The organism is Paenibacillus plantarum, from assembly GCF_013141695.1.
GTDB classification, from domain to species: domain Bacteria; phylum Bacillota; class Bacilli; order Paenibacillales; family NBRC-103111; genus Paenibacillus_E; species Paenibacillus_E plantarum.
In genome coordinates this window covers 98,098-115,551 of record NZ_WHNY01000026.1, presented here as the reverse complement: position 1 = coordinate 115,551, position 17,454 = coordinate 98,098, and the positions used below count along the sequence as shown (strand labels likewise).

Below are 17,454 nucleotides of genomic sequence, written 5' to 3'. Positions count from 1 at the left end.
CGCTTGAGATACGTTATAGTCAGCTACTACTAGGAGGAACGTATCTTGAATCAGTTATTAAATTTGCCAAGCACATTTTTTGTAGGCTGTAATTATTGGGCGTCGCATGCAGGAACCGCGATGTGGTCGGATTGGAATCCCGAGCAGGTCGATCTTGATTTACTCAGATTGTCCGATGCGGGTATTGAAGTAATACGAGTATTCCCGTTGTGGCCGGATTTTCAGCCGATTGAGAATATGTACTCAGGGGAAGGGCAGCATTTCGGTTACCGGTTCGGTGAAGAAAGATTGCCGGATACAGAAGCGGGTAAAGCGGGCATGTCTGAAGAAATGATGGCGCGTTTTCAAGCCTTTACGGACATCGCCAAGAAGTATGACATCAAGCTGATTGTCGGACTAGTCACGGGCTGGATGAGTGGTCGGTTGTTCGTTCCCCCTGCTCTTAGGGGCAAGGCGATTCTGACCGATCCAGATGCCATTCGCTGGCAAGTACGCTTCGTTCAGTATTTCGTGAAACAAATGAAACATAACGACTCCATCATTGCTTGGGATCTCGGGAACGAGTGTAACGTGATGGGCAAGGTTGCCTCTCAAGAAGAGGCTTATGTGTGGACGGCCTCTATTGCGAATGCGATTAAGGCGAAGGATGTGACGCGTCCGCTCATTTCAGGGATGCATAGCTTGCATCCGAAGGGGAACTGGACGATGCAGGATCAAGGGGAGCTCACGGATATTTTGACAACACATCCTTACCCGTTCTGGACACCTTACATGGATTTCGATCCATTGACTTCGATGCGACCAACGATACATGCCACGATGGAAAGCTTGTTGTACGCACAGATTGGGGAGAAGCCTTGCTTCGCTGAGGAAATGGGAACGATGGGACCCATGGTTTGCGGTGAAGAGGTCGCTGCGGCATTTGCACGTACGAGCATGCTATCGCAGTGGGCACATGGTCTTCCTGGTTTGTTGTGGTGGTGTGCGAATGATCAAACGAAACTTAACCATGCACCATATGACTGGGTAGCTTGTGAAGGCGAGCTTGGGCTCATGACGGAGGAAGGGCGCGTAAAACCAGCACTGCATGAAATGGGCCGGCTCAAGAAAGTCATTCAAGCCATGCCTTTCGAGAATCTGCCAGCGCGCAGCGTCGAGGCTGTATGTATTCTTAACAGCACACAGGATCATTGGGCTACGGCCATTGGGGCCTTTCTGTTAGCGAAGCAAGCCGGTTTCGATATCGACTTCCGCTTCGAGGATCAACCGCTGCCGGATGCGAACTTCTATCTGTTGCCCTGCGTAACTGGCGTCTTCGGGGTTGCGAAGCAGCGTTGGGAGCAGCTGCTGGAGAAAGTCCGCGAAGGTGCGACACTATATGTGTCCTCCAATGACGGGTATATGCTCAACTTTGCAGAGCTGACAGGGCTTACTGTACAGAATCGCCGTCGCAGAGCAAGTGAAGCGGTTGCTTACCTACAAGCGGATAGCGGCGACATTCCGCTCACCATTCCAAGTACGTTTAAGTTGGATTTCCGCAACGACCGTGCGGAAGTTTTGGCTGCAGAAGCGGATGGCAATCCCGTACTAACCAAAGCAACTTATGGCCAAGGGATCGTCTACTTCTGTGCCTTGCCACTCGAGTTAGCGATGTCGCAACAGCCAGGAGTCAGCTACAATCCGGAGCAATTTCCGTACTGGAAAATGTATGAAACCATTTCCCGAGAGGCGCGGGGCGCTCGTGTTCTTCATGTGAACGAGCCGCAAATCGGGATTACGGAGCACCCTTCGGATGTGAACACAACGATTGCAGTCTTGATCAACTACTCCGAGGAAGATAGAGAAGTGCCATTGGTGATGAAAGCAGGCTGGCATGTCGAAGAGAGCTTATATGGCGAGCGTCCACAGCATCGGAACGGGAACTTGAGTGTGAACGTGGTCGCGAATGATGCGGCAATCTTTTATTTGAAAAAGTGATAAGCGATACATGGTAACTTGTGGAAACCATCCAGCACAAACAGCTAATCGGCTGTCTATTGTGTGGATGGTTTTTTTGCTTCGTTCTACATGTCAGGGATCGCGATTCTTGAATATGAGTTAGCAATGTGTGACAATAGGAGAGGTAACTCAGGAACAAGTAGTATGTGATGCAGTTTTGAAGGAGGAATTATTTATGATAAAAACAATGAAACTTGGAACCAGTAACTTAGAAGTTCCGGTTATTGCAGTAGGCTGTATGAGAATTAACTCGCTGGACAAGCTTGAGGCTGAACGCTTCGTACAAGGGGCTTTGGATATCGGAGCTAATTTCTTCGACCATGCGGATATATATGGTGGGGGGACTTGTGAGGAAATTTTCGCGGATGCCATCCATATGAACGATGATGTACGAGAGAAAATTATACTGCAGTCCAAATGCGGTATTCGCAAAGGGATGTTCGACTTTTCCAAAGAACATATTTTGGAATCAGTTGACAACATTTTGAAAAGGCTCAAAACGGATTACTTAGATATTCTGCTTCTACATCGTCCTGATGCTTTAGTGGAGCCTGAAGAAGTTGCTGAAGCGTTTGATTTACTGGAAAGCTCAGGGAAAGTCAGACATTTCGGTGTTTCCAACCAGACACCTCTCCAAATTCAATTGCTGAAAAAGTCGGTCAAACAGCCGCTTGTAGCGAATCAGTTGCAGTTAAGCATTACCAACGCAACGATGATTTCGAATGGTATCAACGTGAATATGCTGAATGATTCCGCAGTGGACCGTGATGGCGGCATTCTTGATTTCTGCCGATTGAACGATATCACGATTCAGCCTTGGTCACCATTCCAATACGGGTTCTTTGAAGGTGTTTTCCTTGATAACGAGAAATTCCCAGAGTTGAATGGGAAGATTGATGAAATCGCGGCGAAATATGAAGTATCCAATACGACAATCGCGATTGCATGGATTCTTCGTCATCCTGCGCGGATGCAGCCTGTTACGGGGACAATGAATATCAATCGATTAATCGATTGCGCCAAAGCTGGCGATATTCAGTTGACTCGTCAAGAATGGTATGAGATATATCGTGCCGCGGGAAATGTTCTTCCCTAGTGTTTAGAGTTTGAAGCGAAGCGTTCACTCCTATGGAGTGAGCGTTTTTTTATCTCCCGGCAAATAGATGGATTATCTACAGTTAAATCTTAGGGTTTTCCGAACAAACCCAGAATAGATGGAAAATCTGTAGTTAATTTTAACCATTTTGCCCGATCTGAATAAAATAGGCAGTTTTACCTACATGTTTTCCAGTTAATTCGAATTTTTGAGGAAATTTCGCATAAATAGCTGTAGATTTTCCAGTTAACATCTACAATAGCGGAAGTTAACTGGTTTATTTACTATTTACTAGGAGTAACTAAGTCTTATAGGCGTTCCAGCGTGGGCGGGACCCATTCCAAATCTCGCAGGTACGTGTCATAATTTAATGGTTGGAAACTGTATCCAGTATTGTTCGGACATAGGCATCAATACTGAACCAACGCGTATCTATGGTAACAGGGACTTTATTTTCTACCATGTCAATAGCTTCTCTTGGATGCAGCAGATCATATCTAGGGCTATACATTTCGGTGAACGGAGGCAGATCTTCCCTTCCCTTTGGTGCAATTGGCGTGGCGCCTAGTAACTGAGCTTCGTAGAGCGCCAAGGTGAGACTACCGCCAATCGTGACAGATACCGCTGCTGTTGCTTTGGATAAAAGTTGATAATACTCAGCATGCGGCAGCCTTCCCACTTCAATGCCTAATTCTCTCCACATGGCAACTGGATAATGGGACAAAGGTGTAACAGGCGAGGCGATTACTACGCGATACCCTAACTCCATAAATTCAAATGCCAATCGGACGGAGAGATAAGGCTGATAGAATTCATTCATTCGGCCTGGGAAGACAATTAGTTTCTCTCGCTCATTAGAAGGTGTGATGCCATTCAAGGTGGCATTCACATAGTCATGGTCATAAGGAAAGCCCGCTGCGATGACTTCGACTTGTGATCCGGCAGGCAGGCAACGTTTGCCCCAAGGCACCATGCTAGGATTCGTATAGAAAATAGCTTTCAATGAGGGATGACGGAAAATCCATAATGACTCTAAGTCTAACACGTTCGTGAAAGGGTTCCAGACGTCATGTTCTTGAATATACAGATGCTGGGGAACTGGACTTGCTTCTTTGATCATATCAAATAGCGTGAAGCGTGTGATCAAAACGGGAGTCTGTGGGTCCTCCGGCAGCTGAGGGGAAAAGGTATACGGGACTCCCGCGGAATCAAGTCCTTTTTTTAAACCGCTGAGATAATTGGGATACCAAGCTGTTTGATCATTTTCGTCTACAAGTACATGTAACATGATAAGTAAGCCTCCATGGCGACTATGAATTAACTCTATATGCAAAATATATCATATTTTTTCGTGGATATCATGCCTATTAACATTTGTGATATGGTAAATTAAGATAATGAGCAGGACTAGGACGGTGAGAAATAATGACAGCAATGAACGAGAGAATCTTCTTAGAATCTGGCAAGGTTCGTGATGGTATTCCGCATGTAAGAGAAGTTATCTACGTGGGTCGTAATGGTCAGAAGGTTGAGCGCATTCAGGTGAATGTAGTTGATACGATATCGAGTTTTATTTATAAACCACTTACGAACTATCCCAATAAGGGAAAAGAAGTATGGCTGCAAGCGAATTTATTCGTCCGAATTCCTGAGGTGAACATCCCCAAGATCCTCTTCGCTTCTCAAACGCTGGAGCCGGAAAAGGAATGGATGGTTTTCGAAGATTTGGGCGAATTGGAGCATAACTTCAGCAGTGAGATGATGTTAAAAACTTCAGAATTTATCCCTTATTGGCATCTCTTGCCGACATCACTTCTACCTGAACAATTTGAGGGTCACACTCCGAAAATTAAGGAAATTCAGCGTTATATTTTGGCTAAGGATAGGCAAACGAGGCAATTATTCGAGCGTCTAGGATTTCGAGATGAGCATATCACTTACTTTTATGAGGATATTCTACGCCAGGATCAATTTGAAAATGAAATCGTTATTGCGCACGGAGATTTGTATCCGTTAAACATCGCCGAGATGAAAAATCAAGTCTATATTTTCGATTGGGAGTACGCTCATACGAATAGCGTATTCTGGGATCTGTATACGTTGATGGACATTACGAGCCCGCAATACAGGCGATTGGTCATCCAGGAGGATTCACGTCTCGCAATTCTTGCTAGATATATTTCCGTTCGCGAGAACCTTCAATCTCCAACACAAGGTAACTTCATTTCGGATTATCATAAATACAGTGCGTTGTATTCCTTCTGGTTGTTGCTTTTAATAGAAGAGGATATCGCCCACGAAAGATTTGAGAAATCAGCCCTTTTACAGCAGTATAAGGAAACACTTGAGATACTAAAAATCGTTTTCGATTATCTAAAATACACCAAAGGACAATTATTTTAAAAAAACTGCAAAATTCGACATATTTGCTTTATAATAAGGATACAAAATGCTGTTGAGGGAGTCGTAAGCATGTTTTCATCAGTAGACAAGTTCCCATTAAAAACAATACTAATTTTCTTAATCGCCATATTAAGTATGAATCTAACTTATTTTCAACATTCGAAGGTGCTTCTAAATAATCATCAAAAAGAGAAAATACAATTAGTGACTTCTACGATTTCTGCGGAACTTGGAAAGCAAAGTGAAGTAGAGGCAACTTATGATGAAATGTTGGGTCATGAACTACGGACCGCTTCGATTGTTATTCAGAAGTCCTTACATCCTGATTTCCACCAAGTCACGAACGAACAACTGGTTACCTTGGCGAAGGAATTGAATATTAAAGGGATTACATTATTCGAGAGACGAGGTGATGATTTCATTGGGGTAAGATCCTCGGATCCCAAAGAAATCAACGCAAGCTCGAAAACGTGGGGGATCGTATATTCAGCGCAATTACAGTTAACGGATCGTAAAAGTGTAGATGTAGGTACTGGCTTGACCCTCGAAAATTTCTGGAGTGGCCCGATTGATACTGCTTCGACGGATGATGCCAATATCAGGAAATGGGGAGAATATTACGACGGAACGACGAATTATATTATTAATCCCTATTTGGACGTATCCAGCAGCCTTGAACATTATCGCCAAAAAGTAGGTGTGGATGCTAGTATCCAGGAGCTCCTTGACAATAATAAAGGAAATTTAATTGAGATTGGCGTCCTAAATCCGGAAAAGATTTTTGATAAAACGCCAACACCAAATAATAGGGCTAGCTGGTATTCAGAGCGACTCTTATTAAACGGCAGCTATAAGTATAGGGACGGCATTGAAGAGAGCAAAATAAAGGAAGCGCTGACCAAGAACAGTACGGTGTTTTACAATGTTGTAATTAATGGAACGAACATTCTAAAAAGCTTTACACCGATGGTCACAACCAATCTGAAGTATAAGCGTGATGACTTACCCAAAGTGGTTATGGTTGCAACCGATTACACACAGATCGAAAAAACATTACATCAGCAGTTTCGTGAAGTTTTTATATTCATGAGCATTGTCACACTGTTAGTCTGCGTTGTTATTATCATTCTGTATTCGGTTACGCGGAAGAAGAATGAAGGAGCTGTGAAAACAGTTCAAGATGTGTATCTGGCGAATATTAATTCGATTGTTCAGTCGATCAAAGAACAGCGTCATGATATCATCAACCATATTACAACCATCTCCTGGATGATTAAATTAAAGAAATATGAAAGTCTGCAAGACTACATAGATCCTCTAATCCAAGAAGCGAAAATGATGGATAACAAAATTAAAGCGGTTGAAATTAATATTCCAGCATTAAGCGGAATTATCCAAGCGAAGTTGGCACAATCCGAAGTGCATAACATTGACATGCAAGTTGATTTTAAAAATATGGAAAATTTGCGACTCACGACGATTAAAACCACGGACTTAGTCCGCATATTAAGCAATCTAATCGATAATGCCTTTGACGCGACGATCGAGTTGCCTGTCAACGAAAGAAAAATCAATGTGGAAGGCATTGTTCAAGCTAACCAACTCACGATTCAGGTGCAGAATTCTTGTAATCCTGTTACTCCTGACATCCACACAAGAATATTTGAATCAGGCTTCTCGACCAAACAAGGAAAGAACAATAAAGGTCTTGGCCTTCATATTATTAAGCAGTTAATTGAACGCTATAAAGGAAGTATTGATTTCACAACGCAAGAGACTGGCGTAACGTTCTCCATTGTCATTCCATTAAAACATGAAAAATAAATATTTGAATGTATAAGATTTCCTTACACTCCACATCCTAAGTTTACACCACAAGAAGGAGTGATTTACGAATGGCTAACAACAACACATTGCTAGTTCCACAGGCCAAAGCCGCTTTAAATCAATTGAAATATGAAGTTGCACAAGAATTAGGGATTGCCTTGCAACCAAATGGTTATAATGGAAATCTCCTTACTCGCGACGCAGGTTCAATCGGTGGTACAATCACGAAGAGACTAGTACAAATCGCTGAACAACAACTGCAAGGTTTCAAACGCTAGACGATTTGTTTTAGGTACATGTTTAAAAAGACTGCAATCACTCTTCCTACTTGGGTGACTGGAGTCTTTTTTTTCTTTACAAATACAATCGTTTAGGGAATTATGTAATTTGAGACTATGTTAAAGTGAGAGGAAGCAACTATGATTTTACCTGGAATTGTATCCGTCACATTTCGTGAAAGATCAGCAATTGAAATACTCGAATTAAGCAGCCATTGTGGGCTGAAAGCAATTGAATGGTCGGAGAATGCGCATGTTGGGCCTGGGGATGAGGTTGGAGCACACAATCTGTACACAAGAACAATTGATTCCGGCATGCAGGTAGCCGCATATGGTTCCTATTTTCGATTGCTTGCAAACGAACAACCTGAGCAAGTTTTTCGAGAGAGCTTGATTGCTGCGAAAGCTTTGCATGCCCCGCTCATTCGCATTTGGGCAGGAGCATTGCCCTCATCGGCAGCGGATTCTGACTATTATGCACGCCTTGCTAAAGAAGCTACACATATCGCTGAGATGGCTGCTGCAGAAGGTATAAAAGTTGCGCTTGAGTGGCATAGAGGGACACTAACGGACACGAATCAATCGTCTATGCGGCTGTTGGATGAGGCAGATCATGCCAATCTGTATTGCTTGTGGCAGCCAACACCGGAGCTTTCCGTGAAAGAACGTTGTGAAGGACTACAGGAATTAGCGGCGCGAAAGAAGCTGTTAAACCTTCACGCTTATTATTGGAAAGGCGATATTCGCAGACCATTTGCTGAGGGGATTCACGAGTGGTCTCAATACTTGGCACAGATTGATACCCGTGAAGACCGCTACATGCTAATGGAGTTTGTTATGGGGGACACAGTTGAACAATTTAGAACAGATGCCGCAGCATTCCAGCAATTATTACATGATTTATCTTAGCGTCTCAAACGTAAAAAAACGGAGCACCGCGATAAGCGGGCTCCGTTTTTTTTCATTTTCACATACATCTTTAACAATTAGGATTGTAGTTATCTAACAATTATAGGCTAAAGTGAGTGTATTGAACGAAGTGTTAACCGGTTACAACCAACTGAATAGGGGAGAGAAGTATGACTCAGAACTTGCAAAATTTATTACTGGACAGCGTCCGAGTATCAATTGGCAACATGCTACCGCAATCATTAGATCAAACCGAAGTTAGTATAAGTAATGAACCGATCCGTAAGGATGAAATTGGCGTCTCCATCAATTTCACGAATAGTGAGTATTGTATGATTTTAGATGGGCAGCGTGTCGTATTTAGTCGAATGAGCGAAGCGATTTTTGGGATGTACATGGAAGGTGAAATGCTAGATAGCTGTGTGAGCGAAATTGCCAACATTATTGCAGGCAGAACCACCACGATCCTTGGTGAACAAGGTGTTGCATTGGATATTACGCCGCCGTCTTTGTTGGAGGAGAATTACCATTGTGACAATCAGGCTAACAAGCTGATGCTGCCTATTTCCATTCAGACAGTTGGAGATATCCGTGTCGTTTTATTGAAAGAGTCTTAATAAGAGGAGTGAGAGATCATGGCGAAAATTTTAATTGTAGATGATGCAGCTTTCATGCGTATGATGCTAAAGGATATTTTGACGAAAGGTGGACATGATGTTGTTGGTGAAGCGGAAAATGGACTCGTAGCTATCCAGAAGTATCAGGAGCTTAAACCGGATATCGTAACGATGGATATCACGATGCCTGAGATGGAAGGCGTAGAAGCGGTTAAGGAAATTAGGAAAAAAGATGCGAATGCCAAAATTGTGATGTGCTCAGCCATGGGGCAGCAAGGCATGGTCGTACAAGCGATTCAGGCTGGAGCTAAGGATTTCATCGTTAAGCCATTTCAAGGTGATCGTGTTTTGGACGCCATACGCAGAGCTATATAATACATAAAGAAGTACGCTCATCCTTCGCTGAATTTAGCAGAAGGAGGGGCGTTTTTTTGTTCGCTTTTTACGTGGATATTCAATGTGACAGGGTTAAAAGTCTTGCATTTGCAAGGGTGTACGTAGGTCTTAAGGCTTAATTTCATGATAAAATCCTTACAAATTAGGACTTTTCTAATCACTTTAACCTAAAATTCTGACAATCATTAGCTAATTATTAGTAAAAAACATGTTTAGCTAAAATCCGAAATAGAAGTTTCACAACAATTCATCGGTAAGATTAGGATATTGAGAAATAACAAATTTTGTTATGGAATTGCGAGGGACTACAACAATGAATCTAATCCACTACTACCGCGAGCAATTTCTCGAATTAATATCACAATTCGAGCCGAATTGGGAGGAGGAGCCATTTTATCAATTTGGATTTCGATGGAAAGCGTTTACGACGAATATGTATAAAGATTTTTTTCAGATGACACAAATGCCAGATGAACCATTGTACTTAATGTATGCGATTGAACTTCCTGAGAAATACAAGAACACGAATATAAGTGAAGTTGTTAAGAGTGTATCTTCTTCCTACGAACTTTCTATGTATTATTTCACGGATAAGATTCTTTTAACATCTTGTATCTCGATTGAAAATTTACAACAAACATCATTAGGTTTTTTAAATCAAGCACGTGGGGAAATCATTGATCTTGTGTTCTCAGCGATTCAATTAAAAAACATGTAACCAATACTTAGGGGGATTTAATGATGAAGGCAACGATTAGAATGAAATTATTAGCAGGATTTATCCTTGTACTCGTACTCACATTTACAGTTGGGCTAGTGGCTATTATGAGTATGAATGCCATTCAAAAATCAGCAGTAAATGTTCAGGGAAATTGGCTACCTAGTATTCTCAAGATTGATCAAATTAAAACTGATTTCTTTGAAGTCAGAGTGGCATTTCATCAAATCATTCTTGAAACGGATCCCGATAAAATCGCTAGTGCTCAGACCAACATCATACAAAACAAAGAAAATGCTTTAAAAGAAATGAAAGCATATGCGGAATTAGTAAACACAGGGGAAGAAACGAAAATTTATGAGGAAATATTGGCTTCAATGACAACTTATATGAACCAAGCGGATACGATTATTGGGCTAGCAAGCAAGAATGAAGATAAGTTGGCCTATGATGCGATCACGCAAGTAAGACCAGCTCGTACACAAACAACGGATTTATTCGAAAAGTGGATCCACTATAATGAGGTAGGCGCCAAAGCAGAAGTGGATACAGCTGTATCCGAGAATCAATCAGGCACACTGACCATTATCATACTTGGTGCATTCGCAATCTTGATGGGGATTAGTGTAGCGCTATATATGTCTGGCAGTATCTCGAAAACCGTTCAATCCCTTCTATCCGTCGTCACGAAAGCATCTGAAGGCGACTTGAGAGAGAAAGCAACTTCGAAAACGAAGGACGAGCTTGGCGCATTGGCCGAGGCCTTTAATGATATGTTAGAAAATCTCCGAATGCTCATCAGTAAAACAGTATCTTCTTCCCAAAATGTTGCAGCTGCTGCAGAAGAAATTTCTGCGACAACGGAGCAAATCGCTAAAGGAAGCATGCATCAAGCGGAATCCACGCAAACCGTAAATAGCTTGTTTAAAGAACTTTCACTTGCCATCGACTCTGTTGCCCAAAATGCCGAGGTGGTTGCTGAACTGTCTGAACAAACAAGAAACGGTGCCAAAGAAGGTGGAATCGCGGTACAAGCTTCTATTACTTCTATGGGGAATGTATCGAAGCAGATGTCTTTGCTCGAGCAAGATGCACAGAAGATTGGCCAAATTATTGAGGTCATTGATGATATTGCCGACCAAACGAATTTGTTAGCACTTAACGCTGCAATCGAAGCGGCAAGAGCAGGAGAGCAGGGCAGAGGCTTCGCGGTTGTTGCGGAAGAGGTTAGAAAATTAGCTGAACGCAGCGGTGAAGCAACGAAACAAATTGCTATTATTATTAAAGGGATGCAAAACAATACGGATTTGAGTGTCAAAGCAGTTTCAGAAGCAGCCGATCTATCGGAACGCACAGGAATCCAGTTTGATAATATCGTTCGGATGGTCGCGAATACGGCACAGCAAGTGACAGAAATCGCTGCCGCTAGCGAGCAGCAATCCGCTCAATCAGAAGAAGTGCTTAGCTTCATTCAAAACATTGCCTCCGTTAGCCAGGAGTCTGCGGCTGCTGCCGAGGAAACGGCAAGCTCTTCCCAATCGTTAGCTTCTTTAGCAGATGATTTGAATCAATCCGTTTCAAATTTCAAAGTGTGAGAGGGCAGGGTTGCACATGACAACGACGGTCACTCCTTTATATGTTGAAGGTCAGATTGGGCAAGAGCACTATGCCTTCTCTATCGCGTATATTCAAGAAATCATCAAGATGCATGAGATTACGGTTTTGCCAGGAAATAAGAAAAATTTGCGTGGTGTCATCAATTTACGCGGCATTATTATCCCCATCTATTGTTTGCGCTCCATGCTGCAAATTAAACCTGTCATGGATACGAAGCATACACGCATCATGATTGTTCATCTAGCTGGTAAAACACTAGGGCTTGTGGTGGATTGTGTGAGCAGAGTGATCGGATTTACGGAAGTCAAGCCTGTTTCAGAGGAATTTGGTCAACAAGGCAGCATATACTTACAAGCTATCGGTGAAATTGATGGCAGTTTTGTTGGGATATTAGATATCGGCGAGCTGTTTCTCCAGGAGGTACGGGGCAATGAGTGATTTTCAGATGGAAGTCTATATGGGTGTCTTTCTGGATGAATTGAGTGAACAGCTTCTTCTCTTGGATAAAAGTCTATTGGAACTTGAGGAGAATGGCAGTAAGCCGGAAACGATTCAAACCATATTTCGGATCGCTCATACGCTCAAAGGCTCAGCCGCTGCTATGGGGTTTGATAAGCTGAAAGAAATGATGCATAAACTGGAAAATATTTTTGATCATCTCCGCAATAATCGGATTCAAGTGAACACAGAACTAATGAATGTGTTGTTCCAAAGTATTGATTACATGAAGCAGCAAAGAGAGCTCTTCTTGAAAGGGAATTATGAAGAGCAAGCGGTGGAGCATCTCATTGCCGTTCTTGAGCAGCTATCTCATGGGGATTCCATACCTATGGAACCAGCACCAGCACTTGTGCCTGTACAATCCGTCACAGCGGAGCCTGAACTTCTGTCTATACGCATCTTAATTGAACCAGGCACTGTGATGAAAGCAGTCCGTGCCGTACTCGTGCTTCGTGAGCTTCAGGAAATGGGCGATGTGTTATCGACACAGCCGCACTTCAATGCGTCGAGTGCAGATGAAGACCTTGAGGCTCCCATCCATTTTCTTATCTCAACGAACCAAGATTGTAAGGAGATCCAAGAGAGAATCAATCGCATTTCGCAATTGTCAGAAGTGATTGTTGGACCCTTTCAAGCTCAGCCCGAGGATCAAGGACACGAATCTGCGCGGTCATCGACTTCGACACCAGATGCTGAGCATAAACCAGCTAAACCAGCACCAGCCGTTGTGAAAGAAGCCGCTGCAGTTTCCCATACCGTTCGTGTGGATGTTCAGCGTTTAGAGCACTTAATTAATTTGGTTGGCGAATTGCTGATTGATAATACACGGCTTGTTGAAGTTAAGAAGCGGTTGCAAGACAAGTATAAACAAGATGCTGATATTCATTTACTCGAAGATATTACCCACCATTTAGGCAAAATCGTTAGCAATATGCGTGATGGCATGATGAAGACGCGGATGATCCCCATCGAGCAGCTTTTTAGCAGATTTCCTCGCTTAATTAGAGATTTGTCTCAAACAGCCAATAAAGAGATTGCCTTGACGATCGAAGGGAAAGAAACGGAGCTGGATCGCACGTTGATTGAAGAAATCAGCGATCCGCTGATACATATCCTCCGCAATGCGGCAGATCACGGGTTGGAAACACCTGACCAGCGGGAAGCAGCAGGGAAGCCAAGAAAAGGGCATATCCGGATGAAGGCTGCACATGAAGAGAACTCGATCGTGATTACGGTCACAGATGACGGCCGTGGCATTGATCCAGAACGTATCCGCAAGAAAGCAGTGGATAAGGGGTTTATTTCAGAAGAAGAATCGCAGCTTATGACAGAGAAGGAAATCATTAAGCTCATCTTCCACTCTGGTATGTCCACGGCAGAGCAAGTCACAGAGTTGTCAGGCAGAGGCGTTGGGATGGATATTGTTCGTTCGCATATTGAGAAGTTGAATGGGCTGATTGATATCGAGACGGCAATTGGCAAAGGAACCACGATTACTTTGAAATTGCCTTTAACTTTGGCTATTATTCGCTCACTTCTTGTCCGTCAAGCGCAGCGGACGATCGCCGTACCTCTTTCGAACATTATTGAAATCTTCAGGTACAATGAACAAGAGATTCAACTGCTTCATGGTCAAGAAATTTGCCATGTACGAGGTGAAATCCTGCCTTTACTGAGGTTGAATACCTTGCTTTCACCAGAGAGCAGCGTGAACGAAGAGGCATCTAAGACCAAGAGGTCGATACTTATGATCGGGATGGCAGAGAAACGGATTTGTCTGGTCGTGGATCAATTAATTGCCAACCAAGAAATCGTTATTAAATCTTTAGATGATATCGTCGGTCACATTCCGTATATTGCTGGAACGACTATTCTTGGAGATGGATTGGTTGCTCTCATTCTAGATGTGAACGCGATGATGCAGAAATCATCTTCTGGACATGTTCGTTTCGGCATGAAGGATCGAGTAAATAAAGGCAAACATAACACAAAGCGAGAGTTGGTCACTGTTCATTTCGATGCGGAATGGTACGGCTTCCATCTTGAACATGTGCAAGAAATATTGGCGATGCCATCTTTGACGAAGATTGCTGGGGCTGGCCCACATGTGCTGGGCATCTTGACTATTAGAGAAGAATTGCTGATGGTTTATGACTTGCGTAGCAGTATGGGATTGTCTACACCATCCAGTTCCGCGAAATCTCGTGTTCTCATTGTGCGGGATGGGGAACAATCCATTGGTATTGCTGTGGATTCCGTAACCGAAATTGTAACTGTGTTTGAGCACGATACCCATGAAGAGATTGTTCAAAGCAAAGCCTCGCTTTCTACGATTCGGAGTATTTATAAGAAAGAGGATCGGCTTATCCAAGTTTTCGATCGAGAGCAGCTCCTCTCGCAGTTGAAGACGAATACTTAAGAATTAGGTGACAAGTATGAGAACATTCCGTGTCTTAATTGTCGACGACTCCATCGTAATGCGTAATATGATTGCCAAACTCTTTGATCAAGATCCACAATTTACGGTAGTGGGATTCGCGGTTAATGGTGCTGATGCTTTGGACAAAATCGTAGAACTACAGCCAGATCTGGTCACACTCGACATCGAGATGCCGGAAATGGATGGTTTAACGGCTTTGAATCAAATTATGACATTTCATCCGGTACCGGTTATCATGCTGAGCAGCTACACGGAAGAAGGCTCGAACGCAGCGATGAAAGCTCTGGAGTACGGCGCGATGGATTTTTTTCAGAAGGAAACTCTTTTTCAGAAAACACGTAATGCCCTGACGGAAGAGGAATTTCTGTTAAGGTGCAAAACAGCCATGAGAAAAAAGTTATTCCTACGTAATGAGACCAACATGCTCGGGAAAGAGCTATCCGTCAAAAGCCATATCGAAATGCTTACTTTTCTACTTAAAATGGAAGAGGATCTGCTTCAATTTCAAGATGAGCTCCATCAGAAGATTAGGCAGCAAAACGGACTCTTAAAGAAATTTCGCAAAGAGCAGGATGAATTTATCTACACCACATGGCAGGGTTCCTTGTTCGATCGACTGGGGATCAAAGAGGCACAAGCGATAGGTAAGGATATCCACACGATCTTCCCCAAATATATGGCAGATCACATGCTGCAATACTATGAATGGGCCTGGTCGATGGGAGCGGTTGTTGACTTCGAGACGGAATGGCATGGCTATTATTTCTTAACGGTGCTTCGACCGATCAAAAATAATGGCGTCATTCGCGAGATTATCTCATTAACTGTCGATATTACGGAGTCACGGAGTATGGAAGAGCGAATCCGGTATTTGATCCATCATGATCCCTTAACAGGCCTTCCCAATCGACAGGTATTAACGAAATGGATTGAAGATGCCATTGTACAGAAGGAGCGCTTCGCCGTTGTATTCGTGAATCTAGACCAGTTCAAGTTGGCCAATGAATCGTTAGGGCATGAGGTTGGTGATCGTATTCTTCAGGTCATCGCCCGGAGGTTGAAGAATAGCTTTCTGACTCATAATTTGCATGTTTTTCGAGTGGGCAGTGATGAATTTATCGGGCTCGTGAAGCATAAATCGAAGGATGAGCTGGATGTCTATACACAGAACATTGTTCAAAGTATCAATCAACCGATTCGGATTCAGGAGCATGAAATTTACATTTCGCCGTCCATCGGGATTAGTCAGTTTCCAGAGGATGACCAAGATCCTGAAACGCTCGTTCGTTTCGCCGATATCGCGATGGATTACGCGAAGGAGCTTGGCGGAAATCAGGTTCAGTATTTCAGCCCGCACATCTATGCCAAAATCGAGAGGCGTATGACGCTGGAGAAGCATTTGCGTAAAGCGCTGGAGAAGAACGAGTTTATCCTGATGTACCAACCGCAGGTCAACGTGATAGAAAATAAGATCGTCGGCTTTGAAAGTTTAATCCGTTGGGATAGCCCTCAGCTTGGGCGGGTTTCACCGTTAGAATTTATTCCGATTGCGGAAGAAACAGGTCTTATTTATCCCATTGGCAAATGGGTGATTGAGGAGGCTTGTGCTCAGAATAAGCACTGGCAGAGGTTAGGATTACCGAAGGTGTCCATAGCTGTGAATTTATCATCGAAGCAGTTCTACGATAGATCACTTTGTGAGCAAATTTCCAATATCCTACAAGATACAGGGCTCGAGCCTCAGTACTTGGAGTTGGAGATTACAGAAAGTATGACGATGGATGTTCAAGTCGCTCTAGCGACATTAAATAGTTTTAAGAATATGGGTTTGCAGATCGCCATGGATGACTTTGGGACAGGCTACAGCTCATTGAGTTACTTGAAAGAATTTCCGATCCATCATCTGAAGATCGACCAATCTTTCGTGAAAGATATATCAGTGAACCCGACACATGCAGCCATCGTCAACACGATCATCACCTTAGCTCGCAATCTGAAGATTAATGTCATTGCAGAAGGGGTAGAGAATGAGGAAGATTTACGCCTGCTGCAAGACTTTCATTGCGATACGGTACAAGGATACTTATTTGGCCGGCCTGTTGAGGCAAGCGAAGTGCCTGAGATTTTTGGTGGGTTTGGAAGATGACCTTTCGGAAGCAGGTAGCTTGAATGGAGTTATACCTATACAAATAGTTGAAATTCTGTTAACGATGCCTATTGGCATTCGCTTTTTTTTCGATATAGCTTCTGGCAGGTGCCGCAAGGGGTGTGGGCAACCAAATAACTGGGAAAACTCCATCTATATTTGAGTTATTAGCTTAATTTTTAAGTTTTAATGGAAAATGTACAGCTAATTCTCAGTATTTGAGTGGTTTCGAAGTATTCTATTCGAATTACATGTATATTTTACAGTTAAATGAAATTATTCAAGATTTCAGGAGAAAACAACTGTATCTTATCCATTTATTTCCTAATAAAATGAAAGAAATTTGTTCAATCCTCCCCTATGTTCTCCCCCTAATTGTGAATTATACTGAACTCAAAATTGAATGGGCGGGCACATACAACATGAGTAAATATCCTAGCGAGATGCCAGGCTGTTGAGACAAAGGGAGGGATGAGCAGGAAGTTGGATCGTTATGGAGTACACATGC

At 43.0% G+C, this 17,454-nt stretch carries 14 protein-coding genes; 13 read left to right on the top strand and 1 reads right to left on the bottom strand.

What is annotated here, in order from left to right:
* Nucleotides 1–45: 45 nt before the first annotated feature.
* Together GC096_RS07525 and GC096_RS07520 are read left to right on the top strand one after the other, a co-directional pair.
* Nucleotides 46–1,977: a glycoside hydrolase 5 family protein gene (locus GC096_RS07525; RefSeq protein WP_246302629.1), complete on the top strand. Its 1,932-nt coding sequence runs from the start codon at nucleotides 46–48 to the stop codon at nucleotides 1,975–1,977.
* Nucleotides 1,978–2,176: 199 nt separating this feature from the next.
* The gene (locus GC096_RS07520) at nucleotides 2,177–3,094 is read left to right on the top strand and encodes an aldo/keto reductase (protein WP_171629845.1); all 918 of its coding nucleotides are present in this window, start codon (nucleotides 2,177–2,179) and stop codon (nucleotides 3,092–3,094) included.
* A 367-nt stretch (nucleotides 3,095–3,461) separates the two neighbouring features.
* Here GC096_RS07520 and GC096_RS07515 read toward each other — a convergent pair whose 3' ends face one another.
* Nucleotides 3,462–4,382: a hypothetical protein gene (locus tag GC096_RS07515; protein WP_171629612.1), complete on the bottom strand. Its 921-nt coding sequence runs from the start codon at nucleotides 4,380–4,382 to the stop codon at nucleotides 3,462–3,464.
* A 137-nt stretch (nucleotides 4,383–4,519) separates the two neighbouring features.
* Between GC096_RS07515 and GC096_RS07510 the strand changes: the two genes are divergently transcribed.
* The 11 genes from GC096_RS07510 to GC096_RS07460 all read left to right on the top strand — a co-directional run bounded on the left by GC096_RS07510 (nucleotide 4,520) and on the right by GC096_RS07460 (nucleotide 16,946).
* Complete coding sequence (locus GC096_RS07510) at nucleotides 4,520–5,497, top strand: phosphotransferase (protein ID WP_171629611.1); 978 nt, start codon at nucleotides 4,520–4,522, stop codon at nucleotides 5,495–5,497.
* 69 nt (nucleotides 5,498–5,566) lie between these two features.
* Nucleotides 5,567–7,321, top strand: a complete 1,755-nt coding sequence (locus GC096_RS07505) for a sensor histidine kinase (RefSeq protein ID WP_171629610.1) — start codon at nucleotides 5,567–5,569, stop codon at nucleotides 7,319–7,321.
* 71 nt (nucleotides 7,322–7,392) lie between these two features.
* Nucleotides 7,393–7,602 carry an alpha/beta-type small acid-soluble spore protein gene (locus tag GC096_RS07500; protein ID WP_056615159.1) on the top strand — a complete coding sequence of 70 codons (210 nt, stop codon included), beginning with the start codon at nucleotides 7,393–7,395 and terminating at the stop codon, nucleotides 7,600–7,602.
* 141 nt (nucleotides 7,603–7,743) lie between these two features.
* Nucleotides 7,744–8,511 carry a sugar phosphate isomerase/epimerase family protein gene (locus GC096_RS07495; protein ID WP_171629609.1) on the top strand — a complete coding sequence of 256 codons (768 nt, stop codon included), beginning with the start codon at nucleotides 7,744–7,746 and terminating at the stop codon, nucleotides 8,509–8,511.
* A gap of 170 nt (nucleotides 8,512–8,681) precedes the next feature.
* Nucleotides 8,682–9,128 (top strand): chemotaxis protein CheX, encoded by a 447-nt coding sequence (locus tag GC096_RS07490; protein ID WP_171629608.1) that lies wholly within the window; start codon nucleotides 8,682–8,684, stop codon nucleotides 9,126–9,128.
* 18 nt (nucleotides 9,129–9,146) lie between these two features.
* Nucleotides 9,147–9,503, top strand: coding sequence for a response regulator (locus GC096_RS07485; protein WP_056615144.1), 357 nt, complete (start codon nucleotides 9,147–9,149; stop codon nucleotides 9,501–9,503).
* 334 nt (nucleotides 9,504–9,837) lie between these two features.
* Nucleotides 9,838–10,242 carry a hypothetical protein gene (locus GC096_RS07480; protein ID WP_171629607.1) on the top strand — a complete coding sequence of 135 codons (405 nt, stop codon included), beginning with the start codon at nucleotides 9,838–9,840 and terminating at the stop codon, nucleotides 10,240–10,242.
* Between the two features lie 20 nt (nucleotides 10,243–10,262).
* Nucleotides 10,263–11,837 carry a methyl-accepting chemotaxis protein gene (locus tag GC096_RS07475; protein ID WP_171629606.1) on the top strand — a complete coding sequence of 525 codons (1,575 nt, stop codon included), beginning with the start codon at nucleotides 10,263–10,265 and terminating at the stop codon, nucleotides 11,835–11,837.
* Between the two features lie 16 nt (nucleotides 11,838–11,853).
* Complete coding sequence (locus tag GC096_RS07470; RefSeq protein WP_171629605.1) at nucleotides 11,854–12,297, top strand: chemotaxis protein CheW; 444 nt, start codon at nucleotides 11,854–11,856, stop codon at nucleotides 12,295–12,297.
* Complete coding sequence (locus GC096_RS07465; RefSeq protein WP_171629604.1) at nucleotides 12,290–14,779, top strand: chemotaxis protein CheA; 2,490 nt, start codon at nucleotides 12,290–12,292, stop codon at nucleotides 14,777–14,779. The genes GC096_RS07470 and GC096_RS07465 overlap by 8 nt, the downstream gene beginning before the upstream one ends.
* Before the next feature lie 16 nt (nucleotides 14,780–14,795).
* Nucleotides 14,796–16,946, top strand: coding sequence for an EAL domain-containing protein (locus GC096_RS07460; protein ID WP_171629603.1), 2,151 nt, complete (start codon nucleotides 14,796–14,798; stop codon nucleotides 16,944–16,946).
* Nucleotides 16,947–17,454 lie beyond the last annotated feature (508 nt).

What these genes read in the sequence shown, in the direction of transcription:
- GC096_RS07515 (WP_171629612.1), bottom strand. Translation starts at nt 4,382, where the DNA reads ATGTTACATGTACTTGTAGACGAAAATGATCAAACAGCTTGGTATCCC.
- GC096_RS07510 (WP_171629611.1), top strand. Translation starts at nt 4,520, where the DNA reads ATGACAGCAATGAACGAGAGAATCTTCTTAGAATCTGGCAAGGTTCGT.
- GC096_RS07505 (WP_171629610.1), top strand. Translation starts at nt 5,567, where the DNA reads ATGTTTTCATCAGTAGACAAGTTCCCATTAAAAACAATACTAATTTTC.
- GC096_RS07500 (WP_056615159.1), top strand. Translation starts at nt 7,393, where the DNA reads ATGGCTAACAACAACACATTGCTAGTTCCACAGGCCAAAGCCGCTTTA.
- GC096_RS07495 (WP_171629609.1), top strand. Translation starts at nt 7,744, where the DNA reads ATGATTTTACCTGGAATTGTATCCGTCACATTTCGTGAAAGATCAGCA.
- GC096_RS07490 (WP_171629608.1), top strand. Translation starts at nt 8,682, where the DNA reads ATGACTCAGAACTTGCAAAATTTATTACTGGACAGCGTCCGAGTATCA.
- GC096_RS07485 (WP_056615144.1), top strand. Translation starts at nt 9,147, where the DNA reads ATGGCGAAAATTTTAATTGTAGATGATGCAGCTTTCATGCGTATGATG.
- GC096_RS07480 (WP_171629607.1), top strand. Translation starts at nt 9,838, where the DNA reads ATGAATCTAATCCACTACTACCGCGAGCAATTTCTCGAATTAATATCA.
- GC096_RS07475 (WP_171629606.1), top strand. Translation starts at nt 10,263, where the DNA reads ATGATGAAGGCAACGATTAGAATGAAATTATTAGCAGGATTTATCCTT.
- GC096_RS07470 (WP_171629605.1), top strand. Translation starts at nt 11,854, where the DNA reads ATGACAACGACGGTCACTCCTTTATATGTTGAAGGTCAGATTGGGCAA.
- GC096_RS07465 (WP_171629604.1), top strand. Translation starts at nt 12,290, where the DNA reads ATGAGTGATTTTCAGATGGAAGTCTATATGGGTGTCTTTCTGGATGAA.
- GC096_RS07460 (WP_171629603.1), top strand. Translation starts at nt 14,796, where the DNA reads ATGAGAACATTCCGTGTCTTAATTGTCGACGACTCCATCGTAATGCGT.